The sequence below is a fragment of the Janthinobacterium sp. GW821-FHT03A03 genome (genome assembly GCF_059421435.1).
The window spans coordinates 152600-178633 of sequence record NZ_JBWKUZ010000002.1 but is presented as its reverse complement, the minus strand read 5'-3'; the positions used below and the strand labels follow the sequence as shown (position 1 = coordinate 178633).

At 65.6% G+C, this 26034-nt stretch carries 18 protein-coding genes; 8 read left to right on the top strand and 10 right to left on the bottom strand.

The features are described from left to right. Window positions 1-269 precede the first annotated feature (269 nt). The 4 genes from AC07VI_RS07320 (at window position 270) to AC07VI_RS07305 (ending at window position 3233) form a co-directional block, all read left to right on the top strand. Window positions 270-650: a hypothetical protein gene (locus AC07VI_RS07320; protein ID WP_099374450.1), complete on the top strand. Its 381-nt coding sequence runs from the start codon at window positions 270-272 to the stop codon at window positions 648-650. A gap of 7 nt (window positions 651-657) precedes the next feature. Beyond that, window positions 658-999, top strand: coding sequence for an immunity protein Imm33 domain-containing protein (locus AC07VI_RS07315; protein WP_492994233.1), 342 nt, complete (start codon window positions 658-660; stop codon window positions 997-999). An 85-nt stretch (window positions 1000-1084) separates the two neighbouring features. After that, on the top strand, window positions 1085-2560 hold the full coding sequence (locus AC07VI_RS07310) for a serine hydrolase domain-containing protein (RefSeq protein ID WP_492994231.1): 1476 nt from the start codon (window positions 1085-1087) through the stop codon (window positions 2558-2560). A 19-nt stretch (window positions 2561-2579) separates the two neighbouring features. Continuing rightward, a complete protein-coding gene (locus AC07VI_RS07305; RefSeq protein WP_086144603.1) occupies window positions 2580-3233 on the top strand; it encodes a hypothetical protein in 654 nt (217 codons plus the stop codon). On the opposite strand, the gene AC07VI_RS07300 is transcribed toward AC07VI_RS07305, so the two are convergent. After that, entirely contained in the window at window positions 3230-3802 is a 573-nt protein-coding gene (locus AC07VI_RS07300; protein WP_492994229.1) for a type 1 glutamine amidotransferase family protein, read from the bottom strand. The two genes, AC07VI_RS07305 and AC07VI_RS07300, sit on opposite strands and share 4 nt — an antisense overlap. Window positions 3803-4003: 201 nt before the next feature. Here AC07VI_RS07300 and AC07VI_RS07295 point away from each other — a divergent pair, with 201 nt between their 5' ends. Beyond that, on the top strand, window positions 4004-5686 hold the full coding sequence (locus AC07VI_RS07295; protein ID WP_492994227.1) for a phosphoethanolamine transferase: 1683 nt from the start codon (window positions 4004-4006) through the stop codon (window positions 5684-5686). Between the two features lie 62 nt (window positions 5687-5748). Here AC07VI_RS07295 and AC07VI_RS07290 read toward each other — a convergent pair whose 3' ends face one another. Continuing rightward, window positions 5749-6522 carry a ferredoxin--NADP reductase gene (locus tag AC07VI_RS07290; RefSeq protein WP_086144606.1) on the bottom strand — a complete coding sequence of 258 codons (774 nt, stop codon included), beginning with the start codon at window positions 6520-6522 and terminating at the stop codon, window positions 5749-5751. Between the two features lie 233 nt (window positions 6523-6755). Continuing rightward, window positions 6756-7901 carry an acyltransferase family protein gene (locus AC07VI_RS07285; RefSeq protein WP_492994225.1) on the bottom strand — a complete coding sequence of 382 codons (1146 nt, stop codon included), beginning with the start codon at window positions 7899-7901 and terminating at the stop codon, window positions 6756-6758. A 257-nt stretch (window positions 7902-8158) separates the two neighbouring features. Here AC07VI_RS07285 and AC07VI_RS07280 point away from each other — a divergent pair, with 257 nt between their 5' ends. After that, on the top strand, window positions 8159-9664 hold the full coding sequence (locus AC07VI_RS07280; protein ID WP_086148496.1) for a DASS family sodium-coupled anion symporter: 1506 nt from the start codon (window positions 8159-8161) through the stop codon (window positions 9662-9664). A 9-nt stretch (window positions 9665-9673) separates the two neighbouring features. Here the strand turns inward: AC07VI_RS07280 and AC07VI_RS07275 are convergent, their stop codons facing one another. The 4 genes from AC07VI_RS07275 to AC07VI_RS07260 form a co-directional block, all read right to left on the bottom strand. Further along, window positions 9674-10321, bottom strand: a complete 648-nt coding sequence (locus AC07VI_RS07275; RefSeq protein WP_139842683.1) for a hypothetical protein — start codon at window positions 10319-10321, stop codon at window positions 9674-9676. A gap of 110 nt (window positions 10322-10431) precedes the next feature. Further along, window positions 10432-12972, bottom strand: coding sequence for an EAL domain-containing protein (locus AC07VI_RS07270; RefSeq protein ID WP_086148494.1), 2541 nt, complete (start codon window positions 12970-12972; stop codon window positions 10432-10434). Then, window positions 12969-16610: a response regulator gene (locus tag AC07VI_RS07265; RefSeq protein ID WP_193068861.1), complete on the bottom strand. Its 3642-nt coding sequence runs from the start codon at window positions 16608-16610 to the stop codon at window positions 12969-12971. Before AC07VI_RS07265 ends, AC07VI_RS07270 begins: the two co-directional genes overlap by 4 nt. 46 nt (window positions 16611-16656) lie before the next feature. Continuing rightward, window positions 16657-17814 (bottom strand): ABC transporter substrate-binding protein, encoded by a 1158-nt coding sequence (locus AC07VI_RS07260; RefSeq protein ID WP_226935660.1) that lies wholly within the window; start codon window positions 17812-17814, stop codon window positions 16657-16659. Between the two features lie 211 nt (window positions 17815-18025). Between AC07VI_RS07260 and AC07VI_RS07255 the strand changes: the two genes are divergently transcribed. Further along, window positions 18026-18394, top strand: a complete 369-nt coding sequence (locus AC07VI_RS07255) for a gamma-glutamylcyclotransferase family protein (RefSeq protein WP_099374459.1) — start codon at window positions 18026-18028, stop codon at window positions 18392-18394. An 89-nt stretch (window positions 18395-18483) separates the two neighbouring features. Next, window positions 18484-21738, top strand: a complete 3255-nt coding sequence (locus tag AC07VI_RS07250) for an eCIS core domain-containing protein (protein ID WP_492994220.1) — start codon at window positions 18484-18486, stop codon at window positions 21736-21738. A 123-nt stretch (window positions 21739-21861) separates the two neighbouring features. Here the strand turns inward: AC07VI_RS07250 and AC07VI_RS07245 are convergent, their stop codons facing one another. From AC07VI_RS07245 to AC07VI_RS07235, 3 genes are all read right to left on the bottom strand, one after another. Further along, a complete protein-coding gene (locus AC07VI_RS07245; RefSeq protein WP_492994218.1) occupies window positions 21862-23805 on the bottom strand; it encodes an FTR1 family protein in 1944 nt (647 codons plus the stop codon). A 224-nt stretch (window positions 23806-24029) separates the two neighbouring features. Continuing rightward, entirely contained in the window at window positions 24030-24731 is a 702-nt protein-coding gene (locus AC07VI_RS07240) for a hypothetical protein (protein WP_492994216.1), read from the bottom strand. A gap of 100 nt (window positions 24732-24831) precedes the next feature. Further along, the gene (locus AC07VI_RS07235; protein WP_226935656.1) at window positions 24832-25869 is read right to left on the bottom strand and encodes a zinc-dependent alcohol dehydrogenase; all 1038 of its coding nucleotides are present in this window, start codon (window positions 25867-25869) and stop codon (window positions 24832-24834) included. Between the last annotated feature and the right edge of the window lie 165 nt (window positions 25870-26034).

Below are 26034 nucleotides of genomic sequence, written 5' to 3'. Positions count from 1 at the left end.
CCATTCGATATTAGCGCCGGAATAAATAGGCGTCAACTTGAAAATGCAGCGCAGGTATGCCGGCATTTGCGCAATTCTCACCAAATATAACGGCTTGTGATTATTATTAATATTTGATTAATAATGGCGGCGTGTATTTGAATGGCTGGCGGCGCGTAATTATTGCGCCGCAGTATGACGATAGATCTGGACGCATATTATCGGCAAGAAGGACGCGCATGCGGCAGGCGGCGCACTATAATGGCGCTTTTTCAGCAAGGAAACATTCCATGGAGACAGCCGTTAGCGACAGCCTGCGGCGGCAGGCGCATGCGCTGGCCGCGGCCTTCGTACACACGCTCGACCTGCGCGATCCTGTTGCGCTGCAACGCGAGTGGGCCATGTCGCCGGCGCTGGCCGGCGAAATCTGCGACATGGTGGACAGTTATTTTGCCCCGCAGCAGCGCCTGTCGCTGGCGCCGCTGGCGCACGCCTTCGCGCCGGGCAAGGGCGGCCGTCCACCCGTCGACGTGTACGCCACCGACGCCGGCCCGCTGGGCATGGAATGCGTGCTGCTGGCCGACGGCAGGCCGGACGAAGCGATCGTGCACCTGGAAGTGGCCAGCCACGACGGCGCGCTGCGGCTGACTTACAAATACATCGGATCCTGAGGACGCCATGCACGAGCGGATGAACAAACAGATCAACGAAAACCAGCGGCGCATCTGCGACAAATACGGCTTGCCTGCGCAGGCGCCGGAAGCCATGGTGGCCCTGGCCATCGGCAGCCTCGAACAGTCGCCCATCTACGGCACGCGCATCGCGCTGCCGGAAAACGGCACCATCAGCTGGTTCATCCATTGCGGCGAGCACAGCGACGCCCTGGACTTTTACCAGCCCCTGCATGCGGCGCACCTGCGCGAGATGCTGCCGCAAGTGCTCGACTACCTGGCCTTGCCCAGCGGCGCCAGGTTCATCGTCGACCGCGAAGGCTACGAGGATGTGTGGCTGCAGGAATAAGTTTCTAATTGGCAAGATTCTCGTTGACCTTGGTAAAAAGATATGGGATGCTGCAGTCCCACCCGGTCCATCAGAGAGAGTCATCTTGCACACCCGTTTCCCGTCGGCCTTGCTCATCCTGGCGCTTGGCGCGGTCCTTGCGCCGCAGGCCCTGGCCGCCACTGCCGCGCCCGCCAGTGGACAGCAGGCCGGCCGCGTGGAGCGCGACATCGCCGCCTTCGTCCACGATGAAATGCGCGAACGCCGGATACCGGGCCTGCAAATCGCCGTCATCCGGCATGGCAAGGTGGTGCTGTCGCGCAATTTCGGCGTGGCCAGCCTGCAGTACGGCGTGCCGGTGACGGATGCGAGCCTGTTTTCCATCAATTCGGCCACCAAGGCGTTTACGGGCGTGGCCGTGATGCAGCTGGTGCAGCAGGGCAAGGTCGACCTGGGCGCGCCGATTGCCGCCTACCTGCCGGACTTGCCGCCGGCGTGGCAAGCCGTGACGGTGACGCAGCTGCTCAACCACACGTCCGGCTTGCCCGACGTGCTGGACCAGCGCCGCGGCAAGCTGGTGGGGCCGGACCCGGACGACGGCCAGGCGGCCTGGACGGCCGTGCAGGCGCTGCCGGTGGAAGCCCCGCCAGGCCAGCGCTACCGCTACAACCAGAGCAATTATGTGCTGCTGGCGCAATTGATCGAGCGCCAGAGCGGCCAGTCCTACGTCGATTTCATCCAGCGCGGGCAATTCGACCCGGCCGGCATGCGGCACAGCGGCTTCGGCGACGCGAAGGACGTGGTCGCCAACAAGGCCAGCTCCTATGTGCTGGGCGCCGGCGGCAAGGGCTACCGCAACGTCATCGAGGATTTTCCCGTCTTCATGCGCGCCGGGGCCGGCATCAACAGCAATACGGGCGAGCTGGCCAGCTGGCTTGCCGCGCTGCAAGCGGGACGCTTGCTGGCGCCCGCCGGCGTGGCGCGGCTGTGGCAAACGACCCGCCTGAATGACGGCAAGCCGGCGCCGTGGGCGCTGGGCTGGCCCGCCATCCGCCGCGACGGCCACCGCGCCGTGGCCGGCATCGGCGGCGGCCGTTCCGCCTTCTACGTGTATCCGGACGACGATCTGGCCGTCATTATCCTGAGCAACCTGGCCGGGGGCCAGCCGGAACAGCTGATCGACGCGGTGGCCGGCTTTTATATCCCCGCGCTGCGCCTGCGGCATGGCGGCGCGCATGCGGTGCAGCTGCTGCGCCACGCCCTCGGCGACGGCCCGTATGCGGACCTGGCGCCGAAACTGGCCGCCATCCGGCGCCAGCACGGCTTGCCGTCTCCATCCGAAAACGACTTGAATGCCTGGGGCTACCGCCTGCTGGCGCGCCAGCAGGCGCGGCAGGCCGTCGCCGTGCTCGGACTGGCCGTGCAGCTGTATCCGGACAGCGCGAACGGCCACGACAGTCTGGCCGAAGCGTATGAAGCCGACGGCGCCACGGCGCCGGCCATCGCGCACTACCGCCGTGCGCTGGAACTGGACCCCGGCAATGCGCATGCCGTGGCGCGCCTGCAAACCTTGCAGAAGTAAGCATGAGGGGCAATGCACGATGAGCGCTTTCGTCAGGTCGTCCAGCGTGTCCGCCTGCCGGCTGGTGTTTGCGCAGGGCCGGGCGCCCGTGGAGATCCGCGTCAGGCTCGACTGGGAATGCGTGGGCGGGAACCGCACGACTACGTGCGGCAAGGTCGGCGTGACTGTCGCGTATACGGACCCGGACGCGGCGCAGCCGTCGCAGGCGCGCGCCAGCCATGACTACAGTGACAGCTTCGGCCATACGCAGAGTCAGGGCATGGTCTTGCGCATCATCGACTTCCAGCTGCCGCCAGCCTTGACGCAGTGCGGCATCGGCACCATGATCTGGTCGCGCATCCACCGGGCGCTGGACGCCGCCGGCCTGCTGCCCATGCGGCTGACGGGCGGCTTGAGCAGCAAGGACGCGACGGTGCGCCAGGTCGATGCGGCGGGACGGCAGGTCAGGCAGATGGCGCACGGCGCTTTCTATCCCGCGTCCGTGCCGAATATCGCGCGCAGGAATGCCTTCTGGCAACGCATGCTCGATACGGCGGACAGGCGCTTCGACTGCGACGCCGCCGGCGCCGGCGGCTTTGCGGGCCGCTTCATCGATCCGGCGGCCCATCGTTCATACCATCGGCCGTTCGACGTCCTGGAAATCGACGCTGGCGTGCCGGGCGGACTCCCTTAGCCGGGCTGGCCGTGCTCGGCGCCGTGCATGGCCAGGTAGGCGTGCAGGTTGTCGTCGGTGATGCCCAGGCTGCGCAGCACTTCGCGCGTAAAGCTGACGGGGGCCGTGCCGGGCGCCGTGATGACGCCCTGGTCGGCCACGGCCCAGGGCACGTCCTGGTACAGGGCGGCGCCCGCATAGCCGGTATCGGCCAGGTTGGCGGCGCCGTTCGAGGTGTGGCGGACAGTGTCGAGCACGCCCGCCTGCGCCAGCACGCGGGTGCCGTCGCAAATGCCGGCCAGCACGATATTGCGCGCACGCGCGGCGCGCAGCAGGGCGCTCACATCGGGCGCCTTGCCGCTTTGCCAGCTGCTGCCGCCGCACACCATGAGCAAGTCGAGTTCATCGAGCGCAATCTCTTCCAGCGCCAGCTGCGGCGTCACCAGCATGCCGCCGGACGAGGTCACGGGCTGGCCGCCCGGCGTGGCGAACTGCGTGTAGAAGCCGTAGTACAGGCGGGCGGTGGAGTTGAACAGGGCGGTTTCCCAGTCGGCGAAGTTCTCGGTAAGTATGGTGATGGCACGTGTCATGGCAAGTCCTGTCTCGGGTTGGTCGGTGTGGCGGGGGCCGGCTGCCTCCGCATGGCGAAATTATAATAAAAGGCACTGACAGTTTCTGTCAGGAGCATGCAGGCCCGGCGCCTGCAAATGCATTTTGCCAGCATGAAATGATGATGCAAGTGGCCAGGGACTTGGGCTACAATCGCGGGCCGCGTCCGCGCGGGCCACGCCATGCCATCCCCTACAACGCCCACCAGATTCTCTGCCGCCTCCATGCCGATCCTGTTTTACCGCGTCCTGACCAGCATTGCCGGCCTGCTGGTTTTCTACTGTTCCGGCCAGTTGAGCGCCAACGAACTGCTCAAGCTGGGCGTGCTGCTGGCCGCCTTCCTTCTGGGCATAGGCGGCGTGCTGCACGCGTGGCGCTTGCCGGACGGCGCGGCCGCCTGGCTGCTGCGCATCGTCGCGCCCGTGTTTTACCTGGACGCCGCCGTAAAGGGCTTCTTGCGCGCCTATTTTGGCATGCGGCCCAATGCCGCTGCCGTTTTACAGGCGATGTTTGCGACAGATCAAGCGGAGACGGCCGAGTTTTTCGTGCATAACGGCGCAGCCCTGGCGCAGGCGGCGTGCTGGTTCGTGGGAGTGACGGCGGCCGTGCTGCTGGCCGACCGCCTGCTGCGGCGCCGGCTGGCGCCGTCGCATGCCGCGCCGGGCCGCTGGCAGAAGGGCGCCGCCGCCTTCATGGCCGCGTTCCTGCTGATGCTGCATGTCAATACCACCATGCGGCGCGAGAATCCGCTCCTGTTCTGGCCGCTGCGCTACCAGCAGTACAGCGAACAGCTGGCCGCCATGCAAGCGATGCAGCAGGCACTGGCAACAAAGATGAGCTCACCGCTGGACTGGCAGGTGCGCTATGCGGGCGAGCGGGCGCGCACGGTGATCCTGGTGATCGGCGAGAGCACCAACCGCGCCTCGATGTCGCTGTACGGCTATGCGCGCGCGACCACGCCCCGGCTCGACGCCATGCGTTCGAAGCTGCTGGTCTTTAATGACGTGATTTCACCGGCGTCCAGCACGGTGGAATCGATGATGACGATGCTCACGCCGGCCGATCTCGGCAATCCCCACGCGTGGATGGCCAAGCCGAACCTGCTGATGCTGGCCGAGGCGGCCGGCTACAAGACCTTCTGGGTGTCGAACCAGGCGCGCAACGACGGCTGGATCGGCTTGCTGGCGGGCGAGGCCGATGAAAGCGATTTCATCAACTACGGCACTGGGCGCGGCGAAAACAATTTTGACGGCAACCTGTTCCAGCCGTTTGAGCAGGCGCTGTGCGATGCGGCGCCCAAAAAGCTGATCGTCGTGCACCTGCTGGGCGCCCATCCCAGCTATGGCATGCGCTACCCGAGCCGCTTTGCCCATTTCGGCCAGGCGCGCGACGCCGTCAGCGCGCAGATGGCCAGCCAGGGCAGGTCCGCGTGGATACGCCGCCAGCGCGACGCGTACGACAACGCCATCCGCTACGGCGACTATGTGCTGGGCAAGCTGATCAGCCTGGCCGAGCAAGCCAAGACGGACCGCGCCGCCTCGCTGCTGTTCGTTTCCGACCATGGCCAGGAGGTGGGCTACAGCCGCAACCACGCCGGCCATTCCGCTTCCGACAAGAGCGGCTATGAAATTCCGATGTTGATCTGGAGTAACCGGCCGCTGGGCGCCTCGCAGGCGGCGCGCGCGGCGCTGGAAAGCCGGCCCTACCAGACGGACAAGCTCGACGCGACCGTGCTGGGCCTGCTGAAGATCGAGACGCGCTACTACGCGCCGCATGACGATATCCTCAGCAGCACTTTTGCGCCCGTGCAGCGCTTCATGAACGGCTTGCAGTACCAGCGCGGCGCGCCGGCGCTGGCGCGCTGAAACGCAGAGGGCCCGGCGCCGCCGCAAGGTGCGGCGGGACCGGGCCCCCGGAGCGGTGCGGATTACTTCTCGGCGAACGCGCGCTCGACGACGAAGTCGCCTGGCGTCGAGGTGTTGCCTTCCTTGAAGCCACGCTCTTCCAGCATGTCCTTCAGGTCGCGCAGCATGTCCGAGCTGCCGCAGATCATGACGCGGTCTTCAGCCGGGTTCAGCGCCGGCAAGCCCAGGTCTTCGGCCAGCTTGCCGTTCTCGATCAGTTGCGTGATGCGGCCCATGTTGCGGAAATCCTCGCGCGTCACGGTCGGGTAGTAGCGCAGCTTGTCGCTGACCATCTCGCCCAGGAACTCATGCTGCGGCAGGTGCTCTTCCAGCAGCTCGCGGTAGGCCAGTTCATCGACCTGGCGCACGCCGTGCACGAGGATCAGCTGGTCGAAGCGCTCGTAGATGTCCGGATCGCGCACGATGCTGAGGAAGGGCGCCAGGCCCGTGCCCGTCGACAGCATGTACAGGCGTTTGCCTGGCAGCAAGTAATCGGATACCAGGGTGCCCGTCGGCTTGCGGCCGACGATGACGGTGTCGCCCACCTGCAAGTGCTGCAAGCGCGACGTCAGGGGGCCGCCCGGCACCTTGATGCTGAAAAATTCCAGGTGGTCTTCATAGTTGGCGCTGGCGATGCTGTAGGCGCGCAGCAGGGGCTTGCCGTCCACGCGCAGGCCGATCATCGTGAAATGGCCATTCGAGAAACGCAGCGACGGGTCGCGCGTGGTGGTAAAGGAGAACAGGGTATCCGTCCAGTGGTGCACGCTTAAAACGCGCTCTTCATTCATCGAACTCATAGTATTTGTTGGCTGGTCAAAAAAATGGTTAGTTGCTGGCAACTGCTGGCAAAAGTGAAACCCTGTGTAGGCCCAGCCGCTATTGTACTGGCGTCCACACGAAATTGTTACCGTCTATCGCCGCCATTGCTGCCGCACGCGGTGCCGACATTATAGTGCGGTTGGCAAGATCGGGCTGGAATTCCCCCTGAAACGCACGGCCGGCATGCGGACTCTTGACCTGGCTCACTTTTTCAGGGCGCCGCGCCATGGCTGCCGCCGGCGCGTGCCGGCGCGGCCGTGGCGCCGCCGCGCCAGCGCCGGCGCAGGGCGGCATTCGCGGGCTCGGACACGTAGCGGGCCACGAGGGCGGCCGCCAGCGCCGTCGCCGCCAGGAAGAGCGCCAGCCACGGCAGCCGTTCCGCGTAGCCCAGGCCCGCCTTGTCGATAACGTTGCGCATGCCGGCCAGCACGATGATATGGAACAGGTACAGTTCATAGCTGTGGCGTCCCAGCCATTGCAGCGGCCCGGGACGGCCCTGGGCGGCCGCCGGGACCGCCGTGGCGCCCGCGATGAAGGCGGCGCTGGCCAGCGCGATGGCGCAAAAGCCAAAGACTTCATGGCCGCCGATGCCGCGCGCGTACACGGCCGCCAGGGCCAGGCCGGCCGCCCGGCGCAGGATTTTCCCGGCCCGCGCACCGGGCTGACGGTGCTGGGTCAGCAGGGCTGTCAGGCAGCCGATGGCGATGGCGTCGAAACAGGCAAGGTAGCCGTACATGAAGTAAATCTCGTTGTCCGCGTGCAGGCTGCGGTAGACGGGGCCGGCGACGATGGCGGCGCCGCACAGCAGCATGATCGCCAGGCGTCGGCGCAGCAGGCGGCACGACAGGGGCAGCAGCAGATAAAACATTTCCTCGACGGACAGCGACCAGTAGACGTTCAGGCAGTAATTGAAATAGCCGGCGCTTTGCATCAGCACGTTGTGCCAGAAGGTCAGCACGGAAGCGACGGCGATGACGAAATAGCTGGCTGGCAAGTCCTTGCCGCCGTCCGAATTGGCAAAGAAGGGCACGTCCAGCACGCCGAGCAGCACGATCAGGGACAGGGCCAGCAGCAGCGCGGGCACCAGGCGGGCGATACGGTAGGCATAGAACGCGGCCAGGTCGATGCGCGCCAGGTCGCCCCAGCGGCGCAGCGAGGTCGCGGTGATCAGGTAGCCGGAAATGACGAAGAACATGGTGACGCCGTAATTGCCCTGGTAGGCGGCTTTCAACAGCCAGCCCGGCAAGGCCGACAGCGGGCTGTTCTTCAAGCCATAGGCCAGCGCGAAGTGCAGCAGCAGCACGCACAGGATGGCGGCGCCGCGCAGGGCGTCGATATGATGGTTGCGTGCTTGCAATGGTTTCCTCTTTGGTAAGGCGGCATGAGGGCGATTATGTGAGCGATGCCGCGCGCAGGTCAACGATTTTGCAATCGGCGGCACGGACGCGCCGAATGGGGCGGGGGGCGGGGCCGCCCGCCGTGTATGATATTGCCGAACAGAATTGTTGGGCATCTGTCATCTTGCGGGCGCGGTTTGTCGTGCCCGCAGCCCATGAATCTGCGTGCACGATTCCGGCCGCCGCGATGCCCGACCCACAGCGAAAGGTAATGAAGATGTATAAAACAGTGCGCGAAATGTTCCTGCATTTCAAGGAAGCCGTGCCATTCCGGCTCGTGCCGGCCCTGATCTGCACGGTCTTGCTGGTGAGCATGCTATTGCTGCCGGCGCCGGACGGCCTGACGCCCAAGGCCTGGGGCTTGCTGGCGATTTTCCTCACCACGATACTGGCGATCATATTAAAAGTGATGCCCATCGGCGTGATGGCCATGATGGCCATCGTGATTGTTTCCTTGTCGCAAGTGACGGCAAGCTCGTCCAAGGGCGCCATCACGGATGCCCTGAGCAGCTTTGCCAATCCCCTGATCTGGCTGATCGTCGTGGCAATTTTGATATCGCGCGGCCTCAAGAAAACGGGGCTGGGCAGCCGCATCGGCCTGCTGTTCATCTCGCTGCTGGGCAAGCGCACCATGGGCATCGGCTATGGCCTGGCCATCTGCGAACTGGTGCTGGCGCCATTTACGCCCAGTAACACCGCACGCGGCGGCGGCATCGTCCATCCCGTCATGAAATCGATTGCCAACGCCTTCGATTCGGACCCGGCCAAGGGCACGGAAGGCAAGGTGGGCACCTATCTGGCTCTCGTCAACTACCACGCCAATCCGATCACCTCGGCGATGTTCCTGACGGCCACGGCGCCCAACCCGCTGGTGGTCGACTTCGTGGCCAAGGCCAGCGGCCAGAGTTTCCACCTGACGTGGACCACCTGGGCCCTGTGCATGCTGCTGCCGGGCCTGGTCTGCCTGCTGCTGATGCCTTTGATTATCTATTGGCTGTCGCCGCCGCAGCTGAAGGCCACGCCGGACGCCGTCACCTACGCCAAGGCCCAGCTGAAAAGCATGGGCCCGCTGTCGCCGCCGGAAAAAGTCATGCTGGGCACCTTCGGCCTGCTGCTCTTGCTGTGGGCTAACGTACCCGCCATGCTGTTCGGCCCCGCGTTTTCGCTCGACGCGACCGTGGTCGCCTTCGTCGGCCTGTTCGTGCTGATCATCACCGGCACCATCGACTGGGACGACGTGCTGTCGGAAAAGAGCGCCTGGGATACCCTCGTGTGGTTCGGCGCCCTCGTCATGATGGCTGAACAGCTCAATAAAACGGGCGTGATCGCCTGGTTCTCGGCCGGCATGAAGGGCGCCATCGTCGCCAGCGGCATGGACTGGCTGCCGATCGCCGGCGTGCTCGTGCTGGTGTTTGTCTTTTCGCATTATTTCTTTGCCAGCACGACGGCCCACATCAGCGCCATGCTGCTGGCCTTCCTGACGGTGGGCCTGCACCTGATCCCGGCCGAGTACCACGTGCCCTTCATGCTGATGATGACGGCCGGCTCGGCCATCATGATGACCCTGACCCACTATGCGACGGGCACCTCGCCCATCATCTTCGGCAGCGGCTTCGTGACGATGGGCAATTGGTGGCGGGTCGGCTTCATCATGTGCGTGGTGGAACTGCTGATCTTTGCCGTCGTCGGCACCGCGTGGTGGAAGGTGCTCGGCTACTGGTAATACTATGCGCTACAGCTGGCGCGCCAGCTGCCGCATGGCCGCCAGGCAGTGCGCCAGCTCGCCGCCCACGGCGCGCTTCCACAGCACGGCCGCCTGCGACCACGCCTGTTTTGCCAGCAAGTCGCTGAGCTGCGCCCGCAGGTCGTCCGGCAAGCCGCCGAACTGGCGCAGTTCCAGCGTGCGGGGCTGGCCGTGGCGGCCCGCCGGGTCCGCTTCCTCCAGCCCGTCGTGCAGGCTGCCGGGCCGGTGCGGCGCGCCGGCGTCCGCCATGTACGCCAGTTGCACGTCCGGCGTCGCCTCCAGGTCGTAGCCGAGGTCGCGGCAGGGCTCGTCGATCAGCTGGGCGATATTGTAGATCGTCAACACTTGCGCGGAACGCACGACGTCCGTCAGGTCGTGCACGTCGACGCCCGCGTCCAGCAGGCGCTGCAGGGCAGGCGAGTTGATGAAGGGAAAGTCGGACCCGCCCAGTTCACGCCAGCGTGCGATCCACCGGGGCTGCGGCAAGTCTTCATCGACGACGTCGGCCCACAGGCCCCGCAGCAGCAACTGCCGCAGCAAGCGGTCGTATTTCTTGTTCGCACTATCGTGCTCCAGGGCATCCGCCTGCGCCCCATCGATCCCGCATTGCCGCAATCGCCCGCCTATTGTTGTCATGGTGCGCCGCCAACCTTTCCATCGTCTCTGCTCCAGGCGCCATCATATACTACCGCGCGCACGCCAGGCGTCGCCGCCGCGCTTACGCCCACGGCTTGGCCCGGCCCCGGTCAGGCGGCGCGGTTGCCGGCCTCGATGCCATGGGGGCCGAGCGGCGGGCGCTGCACGCCCGATTCGAAGCGCAGGAAGGCCTCGCGCAAATGGTCGCGCAGCAGGGTTTCATCCCAGGGCTTGGTGATGAACTTGTACACGGAACCTTCGTTGATGGCCGCCGTGACGGAATGCAGTTCCGGATAGCCGGACAGCATCACGCGCACCATTTCCGGGTAGACGCCCTTGATGCGGCGCAAGAGTTCGTTGCCGGACATGCCCGGCATGCGCGCATCCGTGAGGATCACGCCGACCGCATGCGCGGCCACCAGTTCCAGCGCTTCCTGCGGCTTGGTGGTGCTGAGGATCTGGTAGCCTTCCTTGCGCAGCGAGCGGCGCAGGGCGGACAGGATATGCTCCTCGTCGTCGACCAGCAGCAGCACGCGCTGCGCAGTCTCTGGGTGGCAACTTTCTGGCGGCAAATGGGTGCCCGCATACAGCAGCTTGTCCATCTCGGCGCCCGGCAGCGGGCGGCTGAAATAATAGCCTTGCATGGCGTCGCAGCGGTTGGTATTGAGAAATTCCAATTGCCCCTCCGTTTCCACGCCCTCGGCCACCGTGGTCAGGTGCAGCGACTTGGCCATGGCGATGATGGAGCGGGTCAGCGAAGCGCCGTCCACGCTGTCGGTCACGTCGCGGATGAAGGACTGGTCGATCTTCACCACGTCGATGGGGAACTGCTTGAGGTAGGACAGGCTGGAATAGCCGGTGCCGAAGTCGTCCAGCGACAGGGTGACGCCCAGTTCCTTCAGCTGCTCCAGCGCCAGCACCACCAGGTCGCGGTTTTGCATCAGCACGCTTTCCGTCAGCTCCAGTTCCAGGCTGCCGCCCGCCAGGCCGCTGTCGGCCAGCACTTCGCGCACCAGTTGCGGGATGTCGACCTGGCGGAACTGGCGCGCCGACACGTTGACGGCCATCGTCAGGTGCGCAAAGCCGTAGGCGTGCCAGACGCCCAGCTGCGCGCAGGCCGTGCGCAGCACCCATTCGCCGATGGGCACGATCATGCCCGTTTCCTCGGCCAGGGCAATGAAGCGCTCCGGCGGCACCAGGCCGATGCCGGGCCGGCGCCAGCGCAGCAGCGCTTCCATGCCGTACACCTTGCCGCTGGTGAGATCGACCTTGGGCTGATAATGCAATTCCAGCTCGCCTTGCGCCAGCGCCTGGTGCAAGGCGTGCTCGATCTCGGCCCGCTCTTCCACCAGCACGCCCATCTTGTGGTTGTAGAACTGGTAGCCGTTGCGGCCCTTGTCCTTGGCGCTGTAGAGGGCCGCGTCTGCCGTCTTGAGCAGCATGTCGGCGCTGTCGCCGTCGGACGGATACAGGCTGGCGCCGATACTGGTGCTCACGTGCAGGGTGTGTTCGCCCAGCACAAAGGGCTCGGCGAACACGGCCAGCACCTTTTTGGCGATCTCCTCGGCCGTGCCGCTGTCGGGCAAGTCCGTCAGCAGGATGACGAATTCATCGCCGCCCTGGCGGGCCACGGTGTCGCCCTCGCGCACCGCGTGCTGCAGACGCCGCGCCACTTCCTGCAGCAGGGCGTCGCCCACCGGGTGGCCATAGCTGTCGTTGACAAACTTGAAACGGTCGAGGTCCAGCATCAGGGTGGCCAGGTGCAGGCGCGTGCGGCGGGCGTGGGCGATGGCCTGGCCGGTGCGATCGTTGAGCAGCTGGCGGTTGGGCAAGTCCGTCAGCGCATCGTGGTTGGCCAGGTATTCGATGCGCATTTCCTGCAGCTTGCGATCGGTGATGTCCTGCACGGTGCCGCGCATCAGCAGCACCTGGCGGCCTTCGCGCACGGCCTCGGCCTGGTGGAAGACGATGCGCTCGGCGCCGCCCGGCTGCCGCACCTTGTGCTCCAGGCTGTAGCCGGCGCCGCTGGCGTGCAGCGCCATGAAGGCGTCGAGCAGCAGGGGGCGCTGGTCTTCCGGCAGGCACTGCAGCAGGCGCTCGAAGCTGGTGGGGCCCGTGTCGCTTTCCAGGCCCAGGATGCGCAGCAGCTCGGGCGACCAGTAGCCGTCGCCGTCGGCGACCCGGTACTCCCAGTTGCCGAGGCGGGCCAGCGCTTGCGCGTGGCTGAGGCTTTCCTGGATACGGCTCAAGTCGCTCAAGGCGCGGCTGGCCCGCAGCAGGTAGCGCAGCCGGTGCGCCAGCAGCCGCCACTGCATCGGCTTGGAGATAAAGTCGCTGGCGCCCGCTTCCAGCGCCTGCTTGATGGAGGCGTCGTCGTCGTTGCCGGTAAGCACGACGATGGGCACGTGCGCGCCGCCGGGCAGGCGGCGCAGCTGTGCGCAGCACTCGAAGCCGCTCATGCCGGGCATGGCCACGTCGAGCAGGACCAGGTCCGGCACCACGCGCTGGAAGGCGGCCAGCGCTTCCTGGCCGCTGGCCGCCTCCTCGATGCGGAAGCCTTCCGGCTCCAGCGCTTCGGTCACCAGGATGCGCGTCATGGTGTCGTCATCGACCACCAGGATCATTGCTTGCGGGGGGAGGGCGGGATTCATATGGCTTCCTTTTCAATGGCCAGGGCGGCGAGGACACGGTCGAGTTCTTGCTGGATGCCGCGGATATGGCGCAGCGCGCTGCCGACGTCATTGGCGCGCGCATATTCTTCGATTTCACGGCAGGTGGCCGACAGGCCCAGCGCGCCCACGTTGGCGCAGCTGGACTTGAAGGTGTGCGCGGCCAGCTGCAGCGCCCCGGCGTCGCTGGCCCCGGCCGCCACTTCCAGCTGGCCCAGCAGGCGCGGGGCATCGCTGTGGAACAGGTCGATGATGCGGCCCAGCACGTCGGGACGGCCGGGACGGCGCATGGCGCGCAGGTTTTGCAGGGCGCCGGCGTCGAGGATGGCGCCGGGCGCCGCGGGCGGGGTCGCCTGCGCCGTCACGGCCGGCGGCGCGGCGGACGCCGGGCGCCAGCGCGCCAGCACGGCCAGCAGGGCGGCGCGCGTGTACGGTTTGGCAAGGTAGTCGTCCATGCCCGCGTCCAGGCACAGTTCGCGGTCGCCCAGGATGGCATTGGCCGTCAGGGCGATGATGGGCGTGCGGCTGCGGCCTTGCTCGCTTTCCATGCGGCGCAAGCGCCGGGTTGCCTCGAAGCCATCCATTTCCGGCATCTGGCAATCCATCAGGATCACGTCGAAGGGCTGATGCTGCCACAGGGCCAGCGCGCGCCGCCCGTTGTCGGCCGGCGTGGCCAGATAGCCGGTTTCTTCCAGCATGGCCAGGGCGATTTCCTGGTTGATCGCATTGTCTTCCACCAGCAGCATGCGCAGCGGCGCCTGGCCAGCGGCAACCGCCTCCGGCGCCGGTGGCAGGCCGGGCGGCACGCCTGCGGCAGGCGCCGGCGGCGTGCCGACGCCGCCGACCGCTTCTATGCAGTGGCGCAACTCCAGCGCCCGCACGGGCTTGGTCAGGCAGTATTCGACCCCCAGCGCCGTCACCTGGCGCAGGTCGGCCGAGGCGTCCAGTGAGCTGAGCATGATGATTTTCAGCGCCGCCATGGCGGCGTCTGCCTTGATCGCGCGCAGCAGTTCGAGGCCGTCCATGACCGGCATGCGCAGGTCGATGATGGCCAGGTCGAACGGGTGCGCGCCGCGCAGCGCCGCTTGCAGCAGGCGCAGCGCTTCCGCGCCGTCGGCGGCGCTGGCGGCGGCCATCCGCCATTCGATCGCGTGCTGCAGCAGGATATTGCGGTTGGTGGCGTTGTCGTCGACGATCAGCACGCTCAAGGCGTCGAGCGCGGCGCGCGGCGGGGGCGCCGGCGGCGCTTCCGCCTGCGCCACTTCGCCCACGCCGACAGTCACGGCAAAGCTGGAACCCTGGCCCGCCACGGATTTGAGCACGATGTTGCCGCCCATCATCTCCGCCAGCTGCTTGATGATGGCCAGGCCCAGTCCCGTGCCGCCGTATTTGCGCGAGGTGGTGCTGTCGGCCTGGCGGAACGGCTGGAAGACGGCCGCCGCCGCTGCCGGCGCCATGCCGATGCCCGTGTCGCTCACTTCCAGCCGGAGCCGGCCGGTGGCGGGGCAGCTGACGTCGACGGAAATCTCGCCCCGTTCCGTGAACTTGGTGGCGTTGTTGAGCAGGTTGGTGAGGATCTGGCGCAGGCGCACGGGGTCGCCGCGCACATGCTGCGGCACGTCGGGCGCGATGCGGCAGGTAAATTCGATGGCCTTGCGCTGGATGCCGTTGGCAAACAGCGCCACCACGTCGTCTATCATCTGGCGCAGGTCGAAAGGGATGTGTTCGAGCACCAGCTTGCCTGCCTCGATCTTGGAAAAGTCCAGGATGTCGTCGATGATGCTCAGCAGGCTTTCGCCCGAGCGGTGGACCGTGTGCACGAAACGCTGCTGTTTGGGGCTCAGTTCCGTGCGCTGCAGCAATTCCGTCATGCCCAGCACGCCATTCATCGGCGTGCGGATCTCATGGCTCATCTTGGCCAGGAATTCCGATTTCGCCCGGTTGGCGGCGTCGGCCTCGGCCTTGGCCTGCTTGAGCGCCAGGTCGCGCTGTTCGACGTGTTCGAGCATGCCGTTAAAGCCCGTGATCAGTTGCCCCAGCTCATCGCTGCCGTGCTGGGGCACGCGCACGGACAGCGCCTTGCCGTCGCGGATATGCGCGATGGCGTAGGACAGGCGCGCCAGCGGCCTGGCGATGGAAGCGCTGATCAATCCGGTAATCGCCACGCAGGCCAGCAGCAGCACCAGCGCGATGCCGAGGATCAGCACGAACGCATGGCGCACGCCATAGCGCACCTTGTCCACCGCATCCTGCTGCTGCTCGGTGATGCGCGCCACCTGCTGCGCGGAATACGCGGCCTGTTCGCGCTCGAAGGCGCGCACGTGGGCGATCACCTCGCCCAGCGCCGCCTGGCTTTCCAGCACGCTGCCCTTGGCCTGCACCAGCCGCTGTCCCGAGCGCTCCACCGCGTCCAGGTAGGTGTTGACGGTGCGCGTCTCGGCCAGCAGGCCCAGCTGGCCTATGCCTTGCAGCAAGGTCTGCATGGTCGCCATGTCGCGGTGCAGGGCGCCGATGCGCTGCGTGATGTCGCGGCCCAGGCGCGTGACGTCGGCGGCGGCCGTGGCGAGCATGACTTCGCCCACGTCGATGCTGATGGCGTCGACGGCCAGGTTGATTTCGCCGCTGGCGTCCTCGATGCGGGCCGAGGTGTGCATGTAGCGGCCCGCTTCGGCCAGCCGGTCGCGCCCGATGGCCAGTTGCAGTTCGATGGGATCGAGTTCCTCGGCCAGGCGCAGGTGGGCGGTGGCCAGCGCGGCGCTGATTTGTTCCTTCAGCGCAAGATATGCGCTTTGCTGCGCCGCGCCGGCGCCGCCCTCGGCCAGCAGGCCGGCGCGCAGGGCCAGCAGTCCGGCGGCGGGATCGAGCAGCTGGCGCGCCGTGGCCAGCAGTTTCGCCCGCAGGGCCAGCTGGGACGGGCTGATGTCGCGTTCGCTGGTTCCCGCCAGGTGCGCCATCGCCGCCGCCAGGCGCTCGCGCAGGGGGGCGATGCGGAAACGGCTCTTCACGGCCTCCGTTTCGGCCAGCGCGATCTGCATGTCGTGTATGCTCTTGCGCAAATCCGTCAGGTAGCGGGCGTTCTCGTTCAGGCGCTGGCTTTGCTGCTGCACTTCGGCGGCCGTCGCCTGGGCCTGGCTGTCGACCAGGCGGATCTTGCTCCGCGCGCCCTTGGCGGCGGCCTTGATCTGCGCCAGCACTTGGCGTATCTCCGTTGCCTGCGCCTTGTAATAGGCCTCGTTTTCCAGGCGCTTGCGCACGGCCACGCGCATGCGCTCGAATTCCCGCTCGAAGGCCGCGTGGTAGCGGGGCGCCTGCAGTGCGCCATGGCGCCGCAGGTCATTGCTGATGCCCTCGGCGGTCCGGATACTGGCGATGATCTTGCCCGACACCTGTTCCAGCTGCGCCAGGTCTTCCGCCTTGCCCAGCTCGAAAAAGTCCGACGCCATGTCCTGCACCGTATAGCGCAGGCGCAGCACGTCCGCGTACAGCGGCACCGTCTGGTCGGTCAGGCCGTGCACATGGGTTTCGATGCCTTTCACCAGCAGCAGGCTGGCCGCCGCCATGGCCGCCACGCCGGCCAGCAGGACGGTGGTACTGATGATGAGCTTGGTCCTGATTTTCACGCTACGCTCCAACGGAAAACGGCTGGCAGGCAAGACGGGGCGCGCATCACTTGGCGCCAGGCCCCGGGTCCAGCGGGACGATCCTGCCGTCGACGATGCGGGTCAGGAAGACGGCCGTCGACGCCTGGTGGTTGCCTGGTCCCAGCGTCACCTGCAAGCCGCCGAGATCGAGCCGGTCGAACGTTTCAAAGCTCTGGATCAGGCGCTCGCGCGTGAGGTCGGCGCCCGCGCGGCGCAGGGCCGCCACCATCAGCGTGGCCGAAATGCAGCCCTCGAAACTGACGAAAGACAGCCTGGCCGCCGGCACGTGCCGGGCCAGCAGCGCGGCGCAGTCGGCGGCGATCGGCAGCGCGCGGTCTTCCGGCAGCGGCACCACTTGCGAAATCACAATGTTGTTGCCGTCCTTGCCCAGCAGCTGCAGCAGGCTGTCCGTGCCGACGAAGGACACGGTGGCCAGGTCCGCCTTCAGCCCGGCCTGGCCCGCTTCGCGCACGAACGCGGCCACCGGCGTGTAGGGGCCGGCCATGACCACGGCCTGCAGGTCGTGGCCGATGAGGGCCGCCAGCCCCGCCTTGACGGCCGTCGTGCCGCGCTGGAACGAGCCCTTGGCGACGAGCGCCATGCCGCGCCGCTGCAGCGCCCGCACCGTGCCGTCGAGCACGGCATTGCCGAAACCGTCGTCCTGGTACAGCACGCCGAAGCGCTTGACGCCCCGGCTGGTGAAATACTGCACCAGGGCATCGGACTCATCGTCATAACTGGCGCGGAAGTTGATGATTTCATGCACCACGGGGCGGCGCAAGGTCATGGCGCCCGTAAACGCCCCCACCAGCGGCACTTTCATTTCCTGGACAATCGGGATGACGGCGTTGGTGGTGGGCGTGCCCACGTTGCCGAACAGGGCGAACACCGGTTTTTCCTCGACCAGCCTGAGCGTTTCGCTGATGGCGCGGTCCGGATCGTAGCCGTCGTCGGCCACCACCAGCTCGATGCTGCGGCCGTGGATGCCGCCGCCCCGGTTCGCTTCCTGGAACACGGCCGTCGCGCCATCGAGCATGGCCCGGCCCAGCCCCGAGGCCGCGCCGGTCTGGGCATTGACCATGCCCAGCCGGACTTGCGTATCGCTCACGCCCGGCTCGGCGGCATGAGCGATGCCCGCCCACAAGGTAAGCGCCAGCCAGCAGCATTCCGGAAAAACGCGCATCAGCTACCTTTATGGAGGTTGATTAATATCAATAGGAATATCGATGCAATCGAGTATGGCCGAAATTGCCTACCAAAAACTCACACATAATCACGGCGTGGCAAAGCCTGTCCTGCGGCGGCGCGGAGCGAGCCACCGCCGGCTTCACCGGATGTGGCCAACGTGATCTACACTAGGCGCGTGCGGTTCATTACCTCGACAGGGAGCGGCAATGGCAGCTTTTTCAGCAGAAATGACGGAACACCTGTTTTCCTACGGCACCTTGCAGCAGCCCGAGGTGCAGCTGGCCACCTTCGGGCGCCTGCTCGACAGCCGGCCCGACCGCTTGCCCGGCTATCGCCTGGGGCTGCTCGCCATCGACGACGCGCAGGTGGTGGCGACCAGCGGCAAGACGCATCACCCGATCGCCACGCGCGGCGCAGCGACGGATGGCGTGCCGGGCGCCGTGCTGGCCGTCTCGCCCGGGGAGTTGCTCCAGGCGGACGGCTACGAGGTGGCCGACTACCGGCGCGAGCGGGTGACGCTCGCGTCGGGCATGCAGGCCTGGGCCTACGTGGATGCGCGCGCCGCGCCGCCGTGAGGGCCGCGCGCCGCGCCGTACGCTGAGGATCTTGTGATAATCCGCGTATTTTTACGCTGCCAATCCCGTTAACATGGCCCGGCATGCAGATGGGCAATACAGCCGCGACCGTCGCGCCGGATGCCATCTGGCGCAGGAAAGTACAGAACGGGACGATGAAAACCTATACCAAGCTTATGGACGGCACGGCGAGCGTGCAACGCCAGCGTGTGGAGGCCGGATGCCCGGCGCAGCGGCAGCAGGACCCCGTCCCCGCGACGGCAGGGGGCGCCGCCGCCCTGGCGTCGCAGGGCCTCCGGCAGATGGCGAACACTGCGCCGCGGGCGCTGCAACTGAAGCGGCAGGCGGAGGAACTGGCGGGCGGCCCGGCGGCATCGAAGCTGCGGCATTTCCAGCAGATGGCGAACCTGGCGCCACGGACGCTGCAATTGAAGCAGGCCGTGGACAACGTGCAGCGCGGGGGGGAAGCCGACAGGGCCGGACTGCCCGAGCGCTTGAAGTCAGGCATAGAGGCCCTGTCCGGCATGAGCATGGACCATGTGCGGGTGCATTACAACTCGCAGCAGCCGGCGCAGTTGCAGGCGCATGCCTATGCGCAAGGCAGTGACATTCATGTGGGGCCGGGACAGGAAAGGCATTTGCCGCACGAAGCCTGGCATATCGTGCAACAAATGCAGGGCCGGGTCGCGCCGACCAGGCAGTTGCACGGGCGCACGCCCGTGAATGACGATGCGGGCCTCGAAAGCGAAGCGGACGTGATGGGGGCGCGTGCCTTGCTGCATGGCGGGCAGGCCCATGGCAATGAAGCGGGCAGCCTCCAGCCGCCGGGATCGTTGCCCGCCGTCCAGCGCGTCATCAAGGCCGGGGAGCGGGCGGCCATCCAGGCGCTTTCCCGCCAGAATGTACTTGCGCGCATGCGCCATCCCGGTCCGCATGAAGAAGCTGGTGAAATCGCAACGGCATGGCTGAAAACAAATGGCAATCCGGAAAGCAGCGAGCTGTCACAGTGGATGGCGCTGATCAATGAACACCTGCGCCCGCAGCGTGGCGAAGTGGTGCGGGAAGAGGAAAAAGGGCAGGAAGACAGCGACGGGATGCAGGACGACGAGGAGGGCATGGAAGGGGACGCGACTCACGAAGAGGAAGAGGAGTACGAAGAGGAGTATGAAGAGGAGGAGGAAGAAGACGACGACGCGGCCGACGAGGATTACGTGGAGGAAGCCGAGGCAGAAGAGGAAGACGACGAGGAGTACGCGGCCGACGAGGATGACGAAGAGGAGGAAGAAGACGAAGAGGAAGACGACGAAGACGATGACGACGAAGAAGACGAAGACGACGAAGACGAGGACGAAGAGGACGAGCAGAAGAGGCAGGAGGCGCCGCTACGGCCGGTGAAAGTGCGCGCGGCCAGGGCGAACGCATTGTGGGAGAAGGAAGCGAAAATACTGGTCACGACGCATGCAACCCTGAAAAAAATAGCGGTGAAAAAAATTGCATTGATATTAATGCTGTCACGCCATGGGATATTTAATGCGATGGGCCGCGGCGCCAACCCGCGCTATATTCGCAGCGACAGGAATGCCGTGATTAAAATGACGGTCCAGAAACTGCCGCAGGAAAAAAACAAGAGGGGAGAGATTCCCGATGTCTATCAGAATATCACGCCGAATGAGTGGCTGGCAGTCATGGAGGCACTGAATCCAGATGCGCAATTGTCGATAGGAAAAAGTAAAGATATCGACGAGCATATACGGAAGCAAAGGTCGATTTCCGGGGAAATTCACATGACAACGTTTCCCGAACCGCAAGAAAATGAACCGCCGCTGATGACCTTGATTTTCGATGGTAATTACCCTGCGCTGAATATTCATTTTCCGGCACTCGAATCGTATATCAGGAATAAGCAGGAAATCAGCAGCAAGAAAAAAGCGGTCGTCGGGGCGGGGCAGGGAAAAGGCATGACGAAATTCCTGATGGGACGGTTGATGTTCCTGTGTAATTCAGGTATTGCGGACGCCAGCCTGAAACTTGTGGAAAAAAGCAGTTTTGGTTTCCAGACGCCGACCCTGGGGGATCTGGGAACGAATATGACGATACGCCTGAGTCCTGGAATCGATCGCAGCATCGTCGATCCGGTGAAACTCGGATTACAGAAATTGCATGAAGAGTTGAGTGACTTAATGAATGACAAGTCGGTACATAGCCTCGACACGCTGAATGAGCATAGCAAAATCTATGAGTATTGGAAGCCTGGAAAAAAGGGACCCACGCAGGATGTGCTGCTGGAATCCTATAACACAAAAAAAACGAAGTTAAACCACCTGTTATTTACCCAGGTCGAACGCGGGACCAAGGGAAACACGCTCATCGGACGCATGTTCGAGAGAAACCATAAGAATATACTCGCCCTGGCTGGCCAGGAGAAATCCCTGCTGGAATGGGCGACCGAGATATTGACATTGCATCGGCCGGATAAGTTAAACGCAGCGCTCAAGGGCAAAAAGCTGACGCTAGGCGCCCCCGACCTGTTGCCGGCGGATGCATTGAATGCCATCGAGACGAATGTGGCGGGCGATGAGGTGGCCGGCCAGCGCCTGGCCTTGTTCCAATCGGTCGCACGGGCCATGAAATGCAGCGATGAACGCATGGAAGAAGATGCCGGCTTGGACAGATGGGATGAAGAGGCCAGCGACAGCGAGTTAGAGGACAGCGACGGCGAATCCGGGCAGACAGTTTCGGGAGGCAAGGCAGTGGTGCCATCGGGCATGGCCTCGCTGAGCCAAATGCTGGGTGATGAAGCCGTGACGAAGACCGAGCGGGTAAAAAGCCGGATGCAGCCTGGCCTGTATTACGAAGACTTTGACCATGCAAAGAAGAATTTCTCACTGGCCGGCTATACGACGGCGGATCTGATCGTCGCGGACTTGAATCCGAACAGGGCGCAGCCCGGCACGGATGCGCAGGGGCAAGGTTCGAAGGTCGAGGGCGTCGTGCGGACTTTGAATGAATCCAACGCCAAGGTATGGATGGTCGACATGACTTCCTCGACACAGGAAGAGCAAAGCGAGGTATATGGCAGCTGGAAAAAGAACGCCGCGGCGCAGTTGCTCATTACGCTGGTTTCGGGGCTAAAACAACAAGAACAGGGCTTGAATGTCAATCCGCACGGACTGGTCCATTGGGCCTACAAGGGTGATGGCGAGAAATTGCAGCAGATCCAGGCACATTTTTCGGACATGCGGTCAAGTCCGGTCAACAGGCGCAGCAAGATATCCAATCAGATACGCCGGCATTTCAAGGGACAGGGTGCGTTCTCCTGGAGCCGCCTGAGTTCGAAAAAGTAAGGCTGGCGCTTCCGGCTGACGCGGCAAGCTGCCGCAATGCAACAGCCCCCGATCGCTGCCTGCTGCGATCGGGGGCTGGCGGAAACGCCCTTGCCGGCGCGTTTCAGGGATGGAATTTCAAGCTCAGGCCGCCTTGAGCCTGCCTGCCGAGTAACGGTTCCAGCCGTAGCCGCCAACGATGATGGCCAGGATGGCCGCCTGCGCCAGCAGGGTCTCCGCCGTGGGCAGGATGCCCAGCAGGTCTATGCGCGGGAAGTCGACGGGGGTCACGCCGACCCAGCCCGCTTCCTGCAGCGCGGCCACGCCTTTGCCCATCAATATCACGGCCAGTACGGCCACGAAGGCGGACGTCCACGAGAAGAACTTGCCGATCGGCATGCGCGCGCTGGTGCGCAGCAAGGCCCAGGCGATCACGACCAGCAGCACGATGGCCACCAGGAAGCCGCCCAGCAGGGCGCCGCCGTTGCCGTCCGCCGCCAGGGCGGAATAGAACAGCACGGTTTCAAACACTTCGCGGTAGACGGCGATGAAGGCCAGGGCGAACAGGCCCCAGGCGGAGCGCCGCGTCATGGCCGCCGTGAGTTTCTCGTGCAGATATTCCTGCCAGCGTCCGGCGCTGCTCTTCTGGTGCATCCACAGGCCCACGCTGAGCAGGACCAGCGCGGCGAAGACGGAACCGAGGCCTTCGCTCACCTCGCGGCTGGCGCCGCTGATGGTCACCAGGTACGTCGCCGCCACCCACGTCAGGCCGCCGGCCACCAGCGCGCTGGCCCAGCCCGCATGCACGTAGGGCAGCACGTCATTGCGCTTGGCCTTGCGCAGGAAGGCGATGATGCCGATGACGATCAGCAGCGCTTCCACGCCTTCGCGCAGCAAAATCGTCAGCGCGCCGATAAAGGTCGTCATCGGCTCGGCCTTGGCGTCGCCCAGCTCCGCTTCCACATGGCTGAACAGCTGCTGCAGCTTGTCGCCCGCCGCCTCGGCGTCGGCCACCGTGCCCTTGGCAACGGCGGAACGGTAGGCCAGCATGGCGTTTTCCACGGCCAGCAGCAGCGACTTGTTGCGCGCGCCGACCATCGGTTCGATCGGCTCGAAGCCGTCCAGGTAAGCAGACAGGCCCAGGCGCGTGGCGCCGGCGCGGTCGCCCGCGTGCATGGCGGCCAGGCTTTCGGCCAGGCGCAGGCGCGACAAGGCCAGGCCCGCGGGTTTGTGCGCCTCGGCCTTGTCCGGATGGCTGCGCAGGTACGCCGTCAGGGCCAGCGCCTCGTCCGCGCCCAGTGTGGCGGCCGCCGCTTCCTGCGTCACGGTCGTCACGGCGGCCAGGTCCGCGTACAGCTTTTTACTGCGCGGATCATCCTGCCACAGCTTTTCGCCGTGGCTGCACGCCGCCGCGTCGTGCGACATGCCGCCGACAAAGAAGGCCAGGTCCCAGCGCTCGTTCTCGGACAGCTGGCCGAAACTGGCCATCGAAGTGCCGGCCACGCCCTGCGAGATGACCTGGTACAGCGCCATCACGCTGCGCGACTGCGCGCGTTCGCCATCCGTGAAGGCGATCGGCTTCGGTTCCAGGCTGGCCGCCAGCGGACCGTCGCCGCCGCCGGCCGCGCCGTGGCAGGAGGCGCACTGGGCCGCATACAGGGCCGCGCCGCGCGCCAGGTCCGGCAGCACTTTCGGCGCCACGGGGATCGGGTAGGCGGCGATCAGCAAGCCGTTCGCGTGGTGCGCCAGGCGCTTGACTTCTGCGCCGTCGGCCTTGGCGACGACGGCTTTGCGCAGGTCGGCGATGGCGGCGGCGATGGCCGCCTGCGAAGCGTGGGCGGGCAGGGCGGCGATCTGCGTCGTCGCGTTGTCGGTAAAATCGAGCATTTCCGCGTATTCCGCCTCGCTGACCACTTTGCCGTGCTCGACGGCGCCGCTGTAATCGACGGCCACATAATCAATCAATTGCCACAATTGCTTGGCGCCGGCGCCGGGGTCCGTCGCCTGCGCCTGTGCGTTTGCGCCCAGCAGCAGGGCTGCGGCCAGCAGGGGATAGCACGCGAGCCATTTCCGTATTTTAATGAACATGATTCTCATTCTCATTTCTTGTTAACCCGGCGACTATAGGACAGACCGTGCGGGGTGTCAACGGCAGCACGGCAGCGCGCGGACCGTATTGCGAGCGGAAATGCTTGATTCAGGCCTTGCGGCGCGCCGGCCGGGTGCCGGCGGCGGGGAGGGGAGGACGAGTGTCGTCGTGGAAGGGGTGCGGCCCGTTGCCGTGGCGGACTGGCCGGGATTGCCGGTTCAGGCTACTGCTTGGTGTACAGGCCCCTGGCCACGGCGCTGTCCACGCCGTCCACTTTCAGGCCGCCCTTGACGACGCGCAAGGCCAGCTTCTCGAAAGCCTGGCCCTGGAGCCACCTGGCATCGGTAACGGCGAAGGCGGCGAGGCGTTGCTGCGCGCGCTCGGGCGGTACGGCCAGCCATTGATAGTCGGCCTTCGAGCCCTGGCGGCGCAGGCCGGCGCGCACCCAGCGCTCCGACGCCGGCATCTGCACGATGGCGTCGCCGTTCGCCACGCTGACGGCCGTGGCCGTCTTGCCGCTGTGCGCCTCGAACTTCACTTCCACGCCGGCCATCGGGCCCAGCTGGGGGAAGCCGACGATGGCCACCCACACGCCCGCTTCGGCGGGTTTCTGGATGCGCATTTCGTCTTCCTCGAACAGGCGGAACTGCGGCTCCTGGCCGCCGTTGCCCGCCACCAGGGTCACCAGGTCGCCGGCAACGCGCCACTCGCCGCTGGCTTGCTCGTCGGTATTGCCGTAACTGAGCATCCATTCGAACTTGCCATCCTTTTTCAGCAGCAGTTCGGAACCCACTTCCATGACGCCTTGCAGGTAGTAATGCCCGGGCAGGGAGGACGCGGCCTGGTCGGCCGCGCCGGCGGAAGCGCAGAAGAGGAGGGCGGCGGCCAGCATGCCGGAGCGGAAGGAAAAGCGCGCAGTTTTCATGGGGGTGTCCTTTATGATATGCAATTATAGCAACGGAAATTTCATTGCTGTCGCACAATAGGACACCCCCTTCGCGCCAGGCGCGCGGCTCAGCCGCGACTCAATTGCCGCTGAAATCGAGCACGACGCGGGCGGCGACCTTGCCATGCTCGAGGCGGCTGAAGACCTCGTTGATGGCCGACAGCGGCTGCAATTCCACGTCGGCCTTGACCTTGCCATTCGCGGCGAACGCGAGCGCCTCGGCCATGTCCTGGCGCGTGCCCACGAAAGAGCCGCGTATCGTCACGCAGTTGGCGACGACGTCGAACAGCGGCGTGGGGAAGTCGCCCGGCGGCAAACCCACCAGCACGCAGGTGCCGCGCTTGCGCGTCATGGCCACGCCTTGCTGGAAGGCGTCGAGCGACGGCGCCGTGATCAGCACGCCGTGCGCGCCGCCGCCCGTCGCTTCGCGCAGCGCGGCCACGGGGTCGCCCTGGCGGGCGTTGATCGTCACTTCGGCGCCGAGGGCGCGGGCGTGCTCGAGCTTGCCTTCATCGATGTCGACGGCCGCCACGCGCAAGCCCATGGCCAGCGCATATTCGATGGCCAGGTGGCCGAGGCCGCCGATGCCGGACACGGCCAGCCATTCGCCCGGACGCGCGCCCGTTTCCTTGATGCCCTTGTAGCTGGTGACGCCGGCGCAGATGATGGGCGCCGCTTGCACAGCGGAAAGACCTGCCGGAATGTGCGCGACATAGCGGGGGTCGGCCAGGATGTATTCGGCAAAGCCGCCATTCTTCGTGTAGCCGCCGAACTGCGCCTCGGCGCACACGGTTTCCCAGGCTGCCAGGCAATGCTCGCAATGGCCGCAAGCCGAGTACAGCCAGGGCACGCCGACCCGGTCGCCCAGCTGCACCTCGGTCACGCCCGCGCCCACGGCCACCACCAGGCCGATGCCTTCGTGGCCGGGAATGAACGGCGGCGTCGGCTTGACGGGCCAGTCGCCGCGCGCCGCATGCAGGTCGGTGTGGCAGACGCCGCACGCTTCCGTCCTGACGAGGATCTGGCCGGGGCCGGCAACCGGCACGGGAACCTCGCGCAGCACCAGCGGCTGGCCCAGTTGCTCGACAACGGCGGCTTTCATGGTAGTGGGGATCATGTCATTCCTTATGTAGTTGGTCATGCGTAGTGCAGTGGCGCAAGCGCTCTGCCATGGTCTGTTCGACAGAGCCTTGCGAATGATCATATTCTGCTGCACACGACAGGAAAATTGATTGATCTACATCAATGTATACGGGCTGAGAGCCTAGCCCTGCGCAGGCAG

Coding starts and splice junctions, on each gene's coding strand:
- AC07VI_RS07280 (WP_086148496.1), top strand. CDS start 8,159: ATGTATAAAACAGTGCGCGAAATGTTCCTGCATTTCAAGGAAGCCGTG.
- AC07VI_RS07270 (WP_086148494.1), bottom strand. CDS start 12,972: ATGAATCCCGCCCTCCCCCCGCAAGCAATGATCCTGGTGGTCGATGAC.
- AC07VI_RS07295 (WP_492994227.1), top strand. CDS start 4,004: ATGCCATCCCCTACAACGCCCACCAGATTCTCTGCCGCCTCCATGCCG.
- AC07VI_RS07300 (WP_492994229.1), bottom strand. CDS start 3,802: ATGACACGTGCCATCACCATACTTACCGAGAACTTCGCCGACTGGGAA.
- AC07VI_RS07320 (WP_099374450.1), top strand. CDS start 270: ATGGAGACAGCCGTTAGCGACAGCCTGCGGCGGCAGGCGCATGCGCTG.
- AC07VI_RS07240 (WP_492994216.1), bottom strand. CDS start 24,731: ATGAAAACTGCGCGCTTTTCCTTCCGCTCCGGCATGCTGGCCGCCGCC.
- AC07VI_RS07245 (WP_492994218.1), bottom strand. CDS start 23,805: ATGTTCATTAAAATACGGAAATGGCTCGCGTGCTATCCCCTGCTGGCC.
- AC07VI_RS07315 (WP_492994233.1), top strand. CDS start 658: ATGCACGAGCGGATGAACAAACAGATCAACGAAAACCAGCGGCGCATC.
- AC07VI_RS07305 (WP_086144603.1), top strand. CDS start 2,580: ATGAGCGCTTTCGTCAGGTCGTCCAGCGTGTCCGCCTGCCGGCTGGTG.
- AC07VI_RS07275 (WP_139842683.1), bottom strand. CDS start 10,321: ATGACAACAATAGGCGGGCGATTGCGGCAATGCGGGATCGATGGGGCG.
- AC07VI_RS07255 (WP_099374459.1), top strand. CDS start 18,026: ATGGCAGCTTTTTCAGCAGAAATGACGGAACACCTGTTTTCCTACGGC.
- AC07VI_RS07235 (WP_226935656.1), bottom strand. CDS start 25,869: ATGATCCCCACTACCATGAAAGCCGCCGTTGTCGAGCAACTGGGCCAG.
- AC07VI_RS07250 (WP_492994220.1), top strand. CDS start 18,484: ATGGGCAATACAGCCGCGACCGTCGCGCCGGATGCCATCTGGCGCAGG.
- AC07VI_RS07260 (WP_226935660.1), bottom strand. CDS start 17,814: ATGCGCGTTTTTCCGGAATGCTGCTGGCTGGCGCTTACCTTGTGGGCG.
- AC07VI_RS07290 (WP_086144606.1), bottom strand. CDS start 6,522: ATGAGTTCGATGAATGAAGAGCGCGTTTTAAGCGTGCACCACTGGACG.